The organism is Priestia sp. LL-8, assembly GCF_036227845.1.
GTDB classification, from domain to species: Bacteria; Bacillota; Bacilli; order Bacillales; family Bacillaceae_H; genus Priestia; species Priestia zanthoxyli.
In genome coordinates, this window is the sequence record NZ_JAZAQH010000001.1 from 4,433,129 (window position 1) to 4,446,434 (window position 13,306).

Genomic DNA, 13,306 nt, shown 5'->3' on the forward strand with positions numbered 1-13,306 from the left:
TGTTCATCACAAGATATGCCTTGAACCATTTTTTTATTCATTTTGCCCACAGTTTGGTTCAAGTTTTTATGATAAAGAAAAAAAGACTTATCAACACAAACAATATGTCAATAAGTCTTCTTTTAGACCTTCTCTTTTCAATTGTCTTAAAAATCTTTATGCTCGTTCTAGCATATTCGTTAGCGCTTTGATTGCACCTTGCGCTGTATGCTTATCTACCTTGATTTGATTTACTTCTATTCCTTCTTCAATGCTTTCTAAAGCCCACAGCAAGTGAGGCAAATCAATTCGGTTCATCGTCAAACAAGGACACATATAGGGATTAAGCGAAACAATTTCTTTATCCGGATGACTGTTGATAATCCGTTTCACTAAGTTCATTTCCGTGCCAATGGCCCATTTAGAGCCTGAAGGAGCTTTTTCAATTGTATCAATAATATATTTTGTAGAACCTGCATAATCTGATTTTTGCACCACTTCATAGGAACACTCCGGATGAACAATAATATTCATCTCAGGCTGCTTCTCGCGTAAATAATCAATATTTTTAACCGTGAAATTTTCGTGCACAGAACAGTGACCTTTCCATAGAATCACCTTGATGTTGTTTATATCGCCTTCATATTCGAGCATTTCTTCAATAGGATTCCAAATGGCCATTTCATCTAGTCCAACATCTAAATCATAAGCTGTGTTTCTGCCCAAATGCTGATCTGGTAAAAAGAGAATGCGCTCTTTTTTAGAAAATGCCCACTCCACCATATTTTTTGCATTTGAAGATGTTACTGTTGCACCATCATGTTCGCCTACAAAAGATTTAATTGCAGCTGTAGAATTCACATACGTAAGCGGAATAATTGTATCTCCGAAAAGATCCTGTAAGACAGGCCACGCCTTTTCTGTTTGCTGAATAGTAGCCATATCAGCCATTGAACAGCCAGCTCGCATATCGGGTAAAATGACTTTTTGATTTTCAGCAGTTAAAATATCAGCTGTTTCTGCCATGAAATGAACGCCGCAAAACACAATATGCTCAGCTTCTCTATTTTCAGCTGCTATTTGAGCCAGCTGTAAGGAGTCTCCTACCGCATCTGCAAATTCGTACACTTCGTCTTTTTGATAATGATGGCCGAGCAGAAACAATTTGCTTCCGAGCTTTTTCTTGATTTCTAGTACTCTTCTCTTCATTTCATTTTCTGTGAGCTGCGTATATTTAGCGGGCAGCGTTTGCTGCTGAAGCGTTTGTAATAAACTCATGATTTCCTGTTCCCCTTTCTGTTAATAAGTCCAAGCTGATATCGATAGACCCTGCTGAATGCGTTAAAGCTCCAAGTGAAATATAGTCCACTCCGCTGTCTCTAAAAGAATGGAGCGTACCAAGCGTAATTCCACCGGATGCTTCTGTGACAATATGAGCGGGAACCAGTGGTATCCAATCTTTAATGACTTCTGGAGAACAGTTATCGAACATAATGACATCTGCTCCTGCCTCTATTGCTTCTAGCAATTGACTTTTGTTTTCAATTTCTACTTCCACCTTAACCATATGTCCAACCTGCTCTCTTACTTTCACAACAGCGTCTAGAATAGATCCTGCATGTGCAATATGGTTATCTTTTAACATGACGCCATCGTACAATCCAAAACGATGATTATAACCTCCTCCAGCACGAACAGCATACTTTTCTAACATTCGCATACCAGGCGTTGTTTTTCGCGTGTCACATATGCGCGTATGTGAGCTGCCAAGCAGCGCTACGGCTTTTTGCGTCATCGTGGCAATGCCACTCATTCTTTGAAGTAAGTTTAAGATTACCCGTTCACCGGTCAAAATAGATCGCACGGGTCCTGAAACGGTAGCTATTTTATCGCCAGGCTTAAGAACATCTCCATCTTTTTTCTCGACATTCACTTTCACGTCAGGGTCTATTAAATGAAATCCTTCTTTAATCAATTCCACTCCTGCGATAATACCTGATTGCTTTGCCGTGAACACAGCTTTCCCTTGGTCAGACGGAGAAAAAATAGCTTCACAGGTTATATCTCCATCTCCAATGTCTTCTATAAAAAAAGACTGCAATAGTTTTTGTAATTTCAACGTGTTCATTGTGCTACCTTCACCTTTCTTTTTAAATTTCCTTGCTTATAAAATCAATGACTGTTTTGTTGAAGCAGCAGACTGCTTAATAATTCGCTTATGCTCCCATTCTTGCTTCTCATGCGGAAAGTCACTTCGGTAATGACCTCCTCTACTTTCTTTTCTTGCAAGAGAGGACTCGGCAATAAGCAGACCTGCAGTTAGCATATTGCAGATGGTCGCTGCTTCCCTCGAATATATAACTTCTTGATCAAGAGGTATTCCATCCAGATAATTTGTGAATTCATGCACAATAGTGGCCAATTCGTTTTCATGACGAATGATTCCTACACAATCCATCATTTTATGCTGAATTTGTCTTGTGGCAGGCAGTATTTTAGGCATGCCTTTATAGACGTAACGAACGGGAGTATAACGAGATACCGTTCTCGCTTTATGTAAAATATGACGCCCTGTCCGTTTTCCAAATACAAGACACTCTAACAATGAATTGCTTGCTAGACGATTTGCTCCATGAACGCCTGTAGAAGAAACTTCCCCCACGGCATACAATCCTTCAACATTTGTTTGTCCATAAGCATCTACTTCAATTCCACCCATTAAAAAATGTGCGCCGGGAGTAACAGGTATTCGTTTTTTGTCCAGTTGAATTTTATACTTTCGACACAGTGCCGTAATCGTAGGAAATTTTCGTTCAAAATGAGCCACTTTTTCAATGTCTAAAAATACGGATCTTCCTTTTTTCATTTCATTAAAAATCGTCCTTGCTACAACATCTCGCGGTGCTAAATCCTTAAAGAGATGAACGCCTTCCATTATGCGTTCATTCCATTCATTTACCAGTACGCCACCTTCACCTCGAACCGCTTCGGATACTAAACCTTTCGCTTCCTTTTGATAAAAAAGCGTCGGATGAAACTGAACAAATTCTAAGTCCGCTAATTTTGCTCCAGCCCTGTACGCAAGCGCTAGGCCATCTCCTGTCGCAAGCGGCTGGTTAGATGTATGCTTGTACAAAGCGCCAATTCCTCCGGTAGCTATAACAGTTTGGCGAGCATGATATATAGTAATTTTGTTGTTTTCATCTTGTCCGATAGCGCCTCTGCACGTTCCATCTACAGTTACTAAATGCTGAATCATTTCGTTTTCAATCACTGTAATATATGGGAGTACTTCTTTTTTCAAAAAAGCGAACAGCGCTTGTCCTGTTGCATCCCCACCTGCATGCAGAATACGATTGACACGATGGGCTCCTTCTTTTCCAAAATGGAGCGTACCATCTGGATTTTTATCAAACTTCATTCCTTTATGAATCAATTCATTTACTACAGCCGCACCTTCTTCCACTAAAGTGCGTACCGCTTGTTCATTGCAATGCTTATTGCCCGCAACCAACGTATCATAGAGATGTTCACTCCAGTGATCGCTGCTTCCAATAGCTGCTGCTACTCCGCCTTGAGCAAGAACTGAGTTATTGCGGTCAAGTTTCCCTTTCGTTACCATTACAACTCTGTTATGACGACACAGTTCATAAGCTGCAGAAAACGCTGCTAATCCGCTTCCAATAATTAAAACATCTGTCTCTAACATTTTACACCTCTTTATTTACATGTGTCTTGACACCTATATTTACATATTATTAAATGAAAGACAAGAAGTTTTTTTATCGGAGGGAGAAAATGATTTATCTGGACTATGCGGCAACAACGCCAATGAGACAAGAAGCAATTGAGGTATATACTGAAGCTGCAACAAGCTATTATGGAAACTCCAGCAGTCTTCACACACTTGGAACACAAGCAGAGAATTTACTTACGCTATGCAGAAAAAAATTAAGCCTGTTAGTAAATTGTCGAGAGGATGATCTTTTTTTTACAAGTGGAGGAACAGAAGCTAATTACTTAGCCATTCATTCTTTTTTAAAAGGAAAAACGAACGAAAGAAAACATTTAGTTACAACGAAGCTTGAACATTCTTCGGTTCTTCATACATTGCAGCAGCTCGAAAAAGAAGGCTTTACCCTATCTTACGTACCTGTAGATCAAAACGGCGCTGTGTCTGTAGAAGACTTAAAGAAGACGATTCGACCTGACACTGCGCTAGTAGCTATTCAGCACATCAATCATGAGCTCGGTACAATTCAGCCAGTTGAGGATATTGGCCACTTTTTATCTGAAAAAGAAATTCTCTTTCACTGTGATTGTGTTCAATCTTTCGGTAAGCTTCCTATTGATGTTAAAAAGCTGAAAGCTGATAGCATCTCAGTTTCTAGTCATAAAATTTACGGACCAAAAGGTGTAGGAATGGTATACATGAATTCAAGTTCTTCTTGGAAGCCTATTTATCATAAAGCAACTCATGAAAAAGGCTTTCGCCCTGGAACTGTAAATACAACGGGTATCGCTGCCTTTACTGCAGCAGCTGAATGCGCATATGCAGAAATGCAGGCGGCTCGAAGTCATTATGAGCGCTTAAAATCGTACTTATTAGAAAAGCTAAAGCCTCTTGCTCCTTTTATAGAAGTAGAAGGCCTTGGGAACTCGCATTTTCCTGGAATTATTGGACTGACGTTTTCAAACATACAGGGTCAATATGTTATGTTACAATGTAATCGTCACGGAATTGCTATTTCTACGGGAAGTGCCTGTCATGTAAATCAGCAGGAACCATTAGCTTCTCTACTTGCGATTGGCAAATCGACTGCGAATGCTAAGAACTTTGTACGTATTTCATTTAGTCAACATTCAACGTTTAAGCATATTGATCGACTCATATCCGTTTTTCATTTATTACAGCAAGAATTTATGACAGTGTAAAAGGAGGGACTAAAGGTGCCAGGAACTCAAAAGAAAATTCTTGGAGAAGAAAGAAGAGAACTTATTCTACAATGGTTAAAAACAGAGAATAAACCAATGACAGGCAGTGAGCTTTCAAAACGAACAAACGTTAGCCGCCAAGTCATTGTACAAGATATTTCGCTGCTTAAAGCTAAAAATGAGCCCATTATCGCAACAAGTCAAGGATATATTTATATTCAAAATCCATCTCAAACTACCGTGCATCAGCGAATTATTGCCTGTCAGCATACGCCAGAAGATGCTGAAAAGGAGCTTCTCCTGCTTGTTGACCACGGCGTTCTCGTGAAAGATGTAACCGTTGAACACCCTGTGTATGGTGAATTAACGGCTTCCGTTATGATTCAAACCCGAAAAGAAGTAGAAACGTTCATAGAAAAAATCCAAGAAACAAACGCAACTTATTTATCTCAGCTAACAGATGGGATTCACCTTCATACAATTGAAGCAGATACAATTGAAAAACTGAATGCTGCCTGCTTAGCTCTTGAAGCGGAAGGCTATTTAGTTTCGAATGAGTAAAAAGATGTTATAACAAAAAAATCCCGCTTTAAAGCGGGATTTCTGTTTCAAGCAGTGTATGAGGGTAGCTTCCTAAAAGCTCTACGCTACAGCCTAGTGCCTCAAGTTCAGCCATAGCCCCAGGGATTAATACTTCATCCATTTTTTGTTCAATATCAACGATAAAGAAATAGTTTCCAAGCCCTGTTTTCATGGGACGGGATTCAATTTTAGACAGATTTAGCTTACGCCAGGAGAAAGCTGAAAGCACTTGATGAAGCGCTCCTGCCTGATCAGATGGAAGTGTAATCATTAACGTTGTCTTGCACCCGTTTCCAGCTAAAAATGGCACATCTTGCGCTCCATCTTTATGCAAAATAACAAATCTTGTTGTATTATGATCATAATCATGAATGTTCGGGCAAGCAATATGTAATCCATATTCACGGGCTGCTAATCCATTCGCAATAGCTCCAATATTAAGCTCAGGGTGTTCGCTTACATACTTAGCAGCAAACGCCGTTGATGTCATCTCTTCTACTGCAGTTGACGTACATTCTCCGTGTAAAAATTTATGACACTGCGCAATTGCATGAGGATGAGAATAAATCGTTTCAATGTTTTTCCACTGTTCTGCATGAGATGGATGAACCATTAAATGCTGACGAATGGGAAGCACAATTTCTCCAACAATTGGCAGACGACGTTCATGAATAAGATAATCAAGTGTTAAATTTACAGATCCTTCAAGTGCATTTTCTAACGGTACAATTCCATACTCAATTTCTCCTTTATCCACTGCATCGATACATGCTGGAATTGTTTTGTATGGAATATGGTCGTGCTGTTTAAATACGCCTTGGACGGCCACATGTGTAAATGTTGCCTTTGGTCCTAAATATCCTACTTTCCCCACAATCATGCCTCTCCTTATCTATATCTGTTTACCATTATGCCCCTGAACCAAGCACGTCCACTTTATCTACAAACTCTAAGCTTTTCAGTCTTCGCAGCATTTCATTTAATTCAACATTCATGCTTGCTGTATCTAATGAAAGAGTTACGTTGGCACGCCCTTGTAAAGGGATGGTTTGGTGAATTGTTAACACATTGCATCCCGATGATGCAACGGTGCTTAATAAATGTGATAAAGTACCTGATCGATCTTCAATATGAAAAAATAGTGAAATAATTCGCTGTTTGACAACCGTCTGAAACGGAAAAACCGTGTCGCGGTACTTATAAAAAGCACTGCGACTCAAGTCTACGGCTTGTACGGCATCTGCTACCGATTCAGCTTTTCCCCGTTCAATTAACAGCTTCGCATCCAATGTTTTTTTCATCGCTTCTGGTAATACATCTTCGCGAACTAAATAAAACTGCTTATCGCTCTTATGCAAGTAAAGCCCCTCCCCTTATCCTATGAACAACAATTAGTCAATAAATTCAAATTCATATTCAAACAGCTTTACAATATCGCCATCTTTTGCTCCTCGTTCACGAAGGGCTTCATCGACGCCCATGCCTCGAAGCTGACGCGCAAATCGACGAACCGATTCTTCACGTGAGAAGTCAGTCATCTTGAATAATTTTTCGATTTTTTCACCACTTAATACGTATGAGCCGTCGCTATCACGCGTAATAACAAATTCCACTTCTTTCTTTTCATGCTTGTACAGTACGCGGTGCATAGATAGATCTTCCTCTTCTTGCATTGGGAATTCAGGCGTAGTTTCTACAAGATCAGCTACTGTAAATAACAGTTCGCGGATTCCATCACGTGTTGCTGCAGAAATTGGAAAGACTTTCACTTCGTCCCCTACTTTTTCTTTGAATGCAGCTAGATTCTCTTCGGCTTGCGGGATATCCATTTTATTTGCTACCACTACTTGCGGACGTTCTGTTAAACGCATATTATACTGACGCAGCTCTTCATTAATGGTTAAGTAATCTTCATATGGATCACGGCCTTCTAAACCTGACATATCGATTACATGGACAATAACGCGGGTACGTTCAATATGACGTAAAAACTGATGACCTAACCCTACACCTTCATGTGCACCTTCGATTAGCCCTGGTAAATCTGCCATCACAAAACTGCGATTATCTTCTGTTTCAACTACTCCTAAATTCGGATTAATTGTTGTAAAATGATATTCAGCAATTTTTGGCTTTGCAGCAGACGTTACGGATAATAACGTTGACTTTCCAACACTTGGGAAACCAACTAATCCTACATCCGCTAATACTTTTAATTCAAGGATTACATTTCTCTCTTTACCCGGCTCTCCATTTTCTGAAAGCTCCGGTGCTGGATTTGCAGGTGTAGCAAAACGCGTATTCCCACGCCCTCCGCGTCCACCTTTAGCAATCACTGCGCGCTGGCCGTGCTCAACTAAATCAGCAATCGTTTCGTTCGTATCTTCGTCTAACACAACCGTACCTGGTGGAACTTTTACAACCATCGGCTCAGCGTTACGTCCGTGCTGTCCTTTTGACATTCCATGTTCACCGCGGCTTGCTTTAAAGTGACGCTTATAGCGGAAATCCATCAGCGTACGTAATCCTTCTTCTACTTCAAAGATGACATCTGCACCGTGACCACCGTCACCACCTGCAGGACCTCCTTTTGGTACGTACTTTTCGCGACGAAAGGCAACCATTCCATTTCCTCCGTCGCCACCTTTTACATATACCTTGACCTGATCTACAAACATTTCTTTTTCACTCCGTTCTATATCTTAGCTCCTGCAATAGCAAAAGCGCTGTTAACTTATTGTGAGCATAAGGCTAAATTCATCTTCAGACATATGCTGTTCAACCAATGCAACTCCTTGAGCGCACTCATAACATTGTAGCTTGTTTTGTAGCTTCTGTATATCTGTTAGTATTCCACTAAAGTCAAAAAAGAAACGAATTCCCTGTTCTTCAATGCATACTGAAATACTCAAATAGTTTTCTGCATGATAATCAACATACTTTTCGAGTGCTTCTGTCAAATAGCAACACCAGTTGTATACGAACTCATCGTATTGTGATAAATCCTTCAATTCTCCAAGCACTTCCACATCTAAGCGAACAGCATGGTTATTCCAATGATAGGTCATAACAAAGCCCGCAAACAGTCGCATATTGATGTTTGTTAACTTGGATTCATGTTTGGATTCATTTACAATTTCTTCAATGATTTCATTCGCTCGATCAAGCCGATTCAACGCTAGATTGCCTTTGATTAATTGCAGCTTATTTAACCAATCATGCCGCGCGTATCTTAATACCTCTACGACATCCCATTCTTTTTCCATCTTAGCACTCCTAACTTTGACTCGAGCATAAGTATTTCACAACGCTGACAAACATCTCGTATCAATCTTCTTAGATATGTTCGATTATAACAAATTCCAATGGGTAATAGGTGAAATATTCTACAAAAAGAAAACTCTAACCTACTTGGGTTAGAGTTTTCTTTTTGTATCTTATGCTTCTTGAGCAACAGGGTATACAGATACTTTTTTACGGTCACGACCGAAACGTTCAAATTTAACGATACCGTCGATTTGAGCGAATAAAGTATCATCTCCACCACGACCTACGTTTGCACCTGGGTAAATTTTAGTACCGCGTTGACGGTATAAAATTGAACCACCAGATACGAATTGGCCATCAGCACGTTTAGCACCAAGACGTTTCGAGATTGAATCACGACCGTTTTTAGTACTACCTACTCCTTTTTTAGAAGCGAAGAATTGAAGGTCTAATCTTACTAACATGACATCCACCTCCTGTTTAGTTGTCGTTAATTTTTATATAATTACTGTAATCTAATTCGATCGTTTTCAGTGAAACAACCATACCTTCTAATAGCAATTGAATCTGTTCCAATGTGAACGAATCCACATCTTTTGGAATCTCACAACGGAGATACCCACCATCTCCACCTTGCTCTAAGTGCGGTTCAACCCCACTTATTGAAAAGATAGCATTAATTGTCCCAAATGAAACTGCAGATGCTCCCGCACAAACAAGATCTTTTCCGTGTTCGGAAAAGTCAGCATGTCCACTCATCGTGAACCCGTCAACTTTCTTATTTGCATCACGAGAAATCGTCACCTTAATCATTTGTTATAATTACGCGTTGATAGCGTCGATTACAACTTTTGTGTAAGGTTGACGGTGACCTTGCTTACGACGATAGTTTTTCTTTGCTTTGTATTTAAATACAGTGATCTTTTTAGCGCGACCTTGTTTTTCAACTTTAGCCGTAACTGTTGCACCTTCTACGAAAGGAACACCAACTTTCACGCTGTCGCCACCTACAAATAATACTTTGTCAAAAGTAACTGTTTCGCCTTGTTCACCAGCAAGTTTTTCAACGTAGATTGCTTGACCAGCCTCTACTTTAATTTGCTTACCACCAGTTTCAATAATTGCGTACATTCTCTGCACCTCCTCTAAAAACTAAGACTCGCCATCACAGGTGTTCAAGTGAACTTAAAACCTGTTCTGAGCGGTTGTAGCACGGGTGCTACAAACCAACATATTAAATCTTACTACAAATCAAAGGTTAGTGTCAATTGGAATTCATGTTTTCCTCTAAAATTTTATATAGAAGCAGAGACCCTTTTTTGAATCTGCTCATTCGACCCCAATTGACGCAAAACAAATGCGTTTGTATAATCATCGCTTGGCGTAAGATATACGGTTTTTTTCACCATTTTCTCTAGAGCGTTGAGAAATCCTTGAGCCTTCATTTCATTTATAACATCACTTCGCGTCTCAATCCAAATGGCCTCTTCTTCCGCGCCGCGATGTTCCCAAATTATGCGTTCAATTTGAAAAGCAGCCGTTTTGGAATCAATCATTTTACCGGTTCCTTCACATACTTCACAAGGCATAGTTAATGTTGACCCAATACTATTGCGCACTTTCTTCCGCGTTAATTGCAATATGCCGAGCTCTGTAAAGCCAACCACATTCGTCCGCACTTCATCTTGTTCACATAGCTTTTTCATGTACCTTTCTACTTCTGTCCGATCTTCTTTATGAGGCATATTTATAAAATCAATTAAGATCATGCCGCCTAAGTGACGTAATTGCATCTGTTTGGACAGTTCATACGCAGCTTCCATATTTGTTTGAAGCATTGTCTTTCGAATATTATCTTTTCCGGAAAACTTCCCCGTGTTCACGTCCACGACCGTCATCGCTTCCGTTTCGTCAATAACGATATAACCTCCGCTTTTGAGCCACACGATTCGCTTTAAAAGCTTTTCTATTTGCCGTTCCACATCATAAAAGGAAAAAATATTTTCATTTCCTTTATAGTACTCTATTGACGAGTTAGGGTAGGTAGTTTGAAGATGCTGATATAGGTCAAAGTCATCTACTACTATCCCATCAATTCCTTGTTGAAGTGCAGCTTGCACTCTTGTTTGGAGAAAATCTTGTCCTTTGCTGACTAGGGCAGGAGCTTTCATTCCCTGTGTCTGTCGTTCAAGATGCTCATATTTCTTCTGTAGCTCTTTTATTTTATGTTGGACCGCAGCTTCTGATTTTTCCTCAATCGCTGTTCGAAATAAAAAGCCTTCCATCCCCTGTTTTAACCGCTCACCAAGCTGTTTCCACTGTTGGCGTTTTGGCTCAGCTATTTTTTTGGATACAGCGACATAGTTTCCGTGCGGTAAATATACAAGCTCATCAGAAGAAAATTCAATAATACCCGTCAGCTTTGGCCCTTTTGTCCCAATGCCTTCTTTTACAACTTGAACCAGTACTTTTTCTCCTTCACGAATAAAAGCAGACATCGGCTGCTGATCTTTGTGAGGATTCTCTGACTGCTGATAGGATACAAGTTCATTTCGATGAATAAATCCGTTCATTGATAAACCGATATCGATAAAGGCTGCTTGCATATGTGGAAGTACTTTTACGACTTTACCCCAATATATATCACCAATAATTTGATTCTCGCTTTGTTCTTCTAAATAGATTTTTTCTAGTGCTTTATCGTTTATCACGGCTATACGTTTTGAAGAAGTAGCCGCGTTAATAATACATGCCTTCACATACATTGCCTCACTTTAATCTAAATTCACAGGAAAAAGTTCGGTCAGTGCAACCGAACTTTTTTCATTCTATTCTATGTTACTAGAAATCAGTAAACTGTTACAAGTTCGTCTAGCTGGCTATTTGTTCTTTTTTCTACAAAGTAAGCGTGTAAAAGTTCATTTTCATCAATTTGTACATGCTCGCCTGTTTGAGATGTAGCAATAATCATATGCTTACAGCCTCTTTGGAATTTTTGCAGGACTTGATGGAGCGTCTCACTGGTTGAGACACTTAGCGTTTTTAAAGCTCCAATTGGATGCTCTTTGCCATGATATCTCTCCAACAAAAAGCGCATGTAGACAAATTGCCTGCTCTTCCATTCCAAATATCCGGATATAATTAAAAATGAAATAATAATCCATAAGTGCAGCTGAAAAGGATGCATAATGACGGCGTAGATAATACCGATAGCTAAAAAAAACGTTGATAACCGGAGCGCGAGCTTATGCGCTTCTAAAAATGGTAAAGACCGACTGCACATTAAAAAAAGCAGCTTCCCTCCGTCCAATGGCCAAATGGGCAAAAGGTTAAACAGTAAAATCACCGTGCATTGAAACATAAATTGCTCATACGTTTCCAAAGACAACACATTTATTTTCATTAATAAGAAAGCAGCTCCAAACATCCAGAGATGCTGAAGAGGTCCACTTATTGTCACAATAAACTCTTCTCGAAATGGACGATTACCATGTTCATCTACTTCTGCTACTCCCCCAAAAGGTAAGAGCATAATTCTGCGAATCCGCCAAGAAAAACACTGAGCCGCTACGGCGTGGCCCAGTTCATGAATAATTACAATAATAAATAACAAAAAAAGCTGCTTTACCGTAGCCGTTAAGATACCAATTACGAAAATCCCCCAAAACAATGGATGAATGTGAATTTTCATCAATAACGAAAAAGCACTATTCAAATTGAATCACCTGACTAGGATCCACAAACTTATCACCTTTTTTAATAGCAAAATAGAATGTTCCAGCATCGCCTTTTTTACTGTTTTCCACAATTCCTACTTCTTTGCCTTTATTCACAAAATCATACATACTAACATTGATTTTTTTGAGCTGTCCATACCAAGTTTCGGTTCCATCAGCATGTTGAATAATAACGGTATTCCCAGTATCATCACGTTTTCCTACATACCTTACAATACCTTCACTCATTGCTTCTACAACAGAATCCACTCCTGTTTGAACCGTCACGCCTTGCTTACTTTGAGCAAATGTTTCCGTTACTTTCCCTGAAGCCGGAGTAGCGTATTCTCCGCTTACACTTTGCTCCGTTTTGCTAGACTCTTTATTCGGCAGTAGCGTTAACGGCTTCCCAAACTTATCTTCATACCAGGAAGAAACAGCTGCAAACTGAAATTCTTTATCCATTGTTTGTTGAACCACCACTCTGGCCTGTTTGAAAGTAGGAGAAGCGTTCTTGAACATAATTCCTACAATTAGCACTAAACAGGCTGAAGCTAAAATTTTAAATAAAAAGCGTTCTTTTCGAAATAACGGGTGATATTCCTTTGCTGATGGTGTGTATTCAACCGTAGAATAATCCATGGATCCATATTTTTCTTCTTCACTCATTAAGGACGTATGAAGAGGTTCTTGAGGAAGACGCTTCGGTGTATTTAATTGTTTTCGCTTACGCTCAGCAATTCGTTTACGGATTTCATCAGCACGTCGATTCATGATTCATCATTCTCCTTGTTCTTATCGTATAATCAACTATATGACTTGTCCGT

At 39.6% G+C, this 13,306-nt stretch carries 15 protein-coding genes and 1 other annotated feature; of the genes, 2 read left to right on the forward strand and 13 right to left on the reverse strand.

What is annotated here, in order from left to right; all coding sequences use genetic code 11:
• Positions 1-156: 156 nt before the first annotated feature.
• From nadA to nadB, 3 genes are read right to left on the reverse strand one after another with little or no spacing between them, the layout of a single operon-like run.
• Positions 157-1,257: a quinolinate synthase NadA gene (nadA, locus tag U9R83_RS23195; RefSeq protein WP_328575428.1), complete on the reverse strand. Its 1,101-nt coding sequence runs from the start codon at positions 1,255-1,257 to the stop codon at positions 157-159.
• Positions 1,214-2,107: a carboxylating nicotinate-nucleotide diphosphorylase gene (nadC, locus tag U9R83_RS23200; protein ID WP_209367904.1), complete on the reverse strand. Its 894-nt coding sequence runs from the start codon at positions 2,105-2,107 to the stop codon at positions 1,214-1,216. Before nadC ends, nadA begins: the two co-directional genes overlap by 44 nt.
• 36 nt (positions 2,108-2,143) lie before the next feature.
• Positions 2,144-3,688 carry an L-aspartate oxidase gene (gene nadB / locus U9R83_RS23205; RefSeq protein ID WP_209367907.1) on the reverse strand — a complete coding sequence of 515 codons (1,545 nt, stop codon included), beginning with the start codon at positions 3,686-3,688 and terminating at the stop codon, positions 2,144-2,146.
• 89 nt (positions 3,689-3,777) lie between these two features.
• Between nadB and U9R83_RS23210 the strand changes: the two genes are divergently transcribed.
• Positions 3,778-4,914, forward strand: coding sequence for an IscS subfamily cysteine desulfurase (locus U9R83_RS23210; RefSeq protein WP_209367909.1), 1,137 nt, complete (start codon positions 3,778-3,780; stop codon positions 4,912-4,914).
• A 15-nt stretch (positions 4,915-4,929) separates the two neighbouring features.
• Positions 4,930-5,475 (forward strand): transcription repressor NadR, encoded by a 546-nt coding sequence (locus U9R83_RS23215; protein ID WP_047932161.1) that lies wholly within the window; start codon positions 4,930-4,932, stop codon positions 5,473-5,475.
• Positions 5,476-5,503: 28 nt separating this feature from the next.
• Here U9R83_RS23215 and pheA read toward each other — a convergent pair whose 3' ends face one another.
• From pheA to U9R83_RS23265, 10 genes are all read right to left on the reverse strand, one after another.
• Positions 5,504-6,376, reverse strand: coding sequence for a prephenate dehydratase (gene pheA, locus U9R83_RS23220; RefSeq protein ID WP_014458123.1), 873 nt, complete (start codon positions 6,374-6,376; stop codon positions 5,504-5,506).
• Positions 6,377-6,404: 28 nt separating this feature from the next.
• Entirely contained in the window at positions 6,405-6,854 is a 450-nt protein-coding gene (locus U9R83_RS23225; RefSeq protein ID WP_013059332.1) for an ACT domain-containing protein, read from the reverse strand.
• A 33-nt stretch (positions 6,855-6,887) separates the two neighbouring features.
• The gene (obgE, locus tag U9R83_RS23230) at positions 6,888-8,174 is read right to left on the reverse strand and encodes a GTPase ObgE (protein ID WP_013059333.1); all 1,287 of its coding nucleotides are present in this window, start codon (positions 8,172-8,174) and stop codon (positions 6,888-6,890) included.
• 51 nt (positions 8,175-8,225) lie between these two features.
• Positions 8,226-8,762: a Spo0B C-terminal domain-containing protein gene (locus U9R83_RS23235; protein ID WP_013085118.1), complete on the reverse strand. Its 537-nt coding sequence runs from the start codon at positions 8,760-8,762 to the stop codon at positions 8,226-8,228.
• 171 nt (positions 8,763-8,933) lie between these two features.
• Complete coding sequence (gene rpmA, locus U9R83_RS23240) at positions 8,934-9,227, reverse strand: 50S ribosomal protein L27 (RefSeq protein ID WP_013059335.1); 294 nt, start codon at positions 9,225-9,227, stop codon at positions 8,934-8,936.
• A 16-nt stretch (positions 9,228-9,243) separates the two neighbouring features.
• Positions 9,244-9,576, reverse strand: a complete 333-nt coding sequence (locus tag U9R83_RS23245; protein ID WP_013059336.1) for a ribosomal-processing cysteine protease Prp — start codon at positions 9,574-9,576, stop codon at positions 9,244-9,246.
• Between the two features lie 9 nt (positions 9,577-9,585).
• A complete protein-coding gene (gene rplU, locus U9R83_RS23250) occupies positions 9,586-9,894 on the reverse strand; it encodes a 50S ribosomal protein L21 (protein WP_013059337.1) in 309 nt (102 codons plus the stop codon).
• A 14-nt stretch (positions 9,895-9,908) separates the two neighbouring features.
• Positions 9,909-9,980: a sequence feature (ribosomal protein L21 leader region), on the reverse strand.
• A 78-nt stretch (positions 9,981-10,058) separates the two neighbouring features.
• Positions 10,059-11,528 (reverse strand): Rne/Rng family ribonuclease, encoded by a 1,470-nt coding sequence (locus tag U9R83_RS23255; RefSeq protein WP_182420470.1) that lies wholly within the window; start codon positions 11,526-11,528, stop codon positions 10,059-10,061.
• 83 nt (positions 11,529-11,611) lie between these two features.
• On the reverse strand, positions 11,612-12,478 hold the full coding sequence (locus U9R83_RS23260; protein WP_014458119.1) for a M50 family metallopeptidase: 867 nt from the start codon (positions 12,476-12,478) through the stop codon (positions 11,612-11,614).
• Positions 12,471-13,253, reverse strand: a complete 783-nt coding sequence (locus tag U9R83_RS23265) for a M23 family metallopeptidase (RefSeq protein WP_243555924.1) — start codon at positions 13,251-13,253, stop codon at positions 12,471-12,473. The genes U9R83_RS23260 and U9R83_RS23265 overlap by 8 nt, the downstream gene beginning before the upstream one ends.
• Positions 13,254-13,306: the final 53 nt, after the last annotated feature.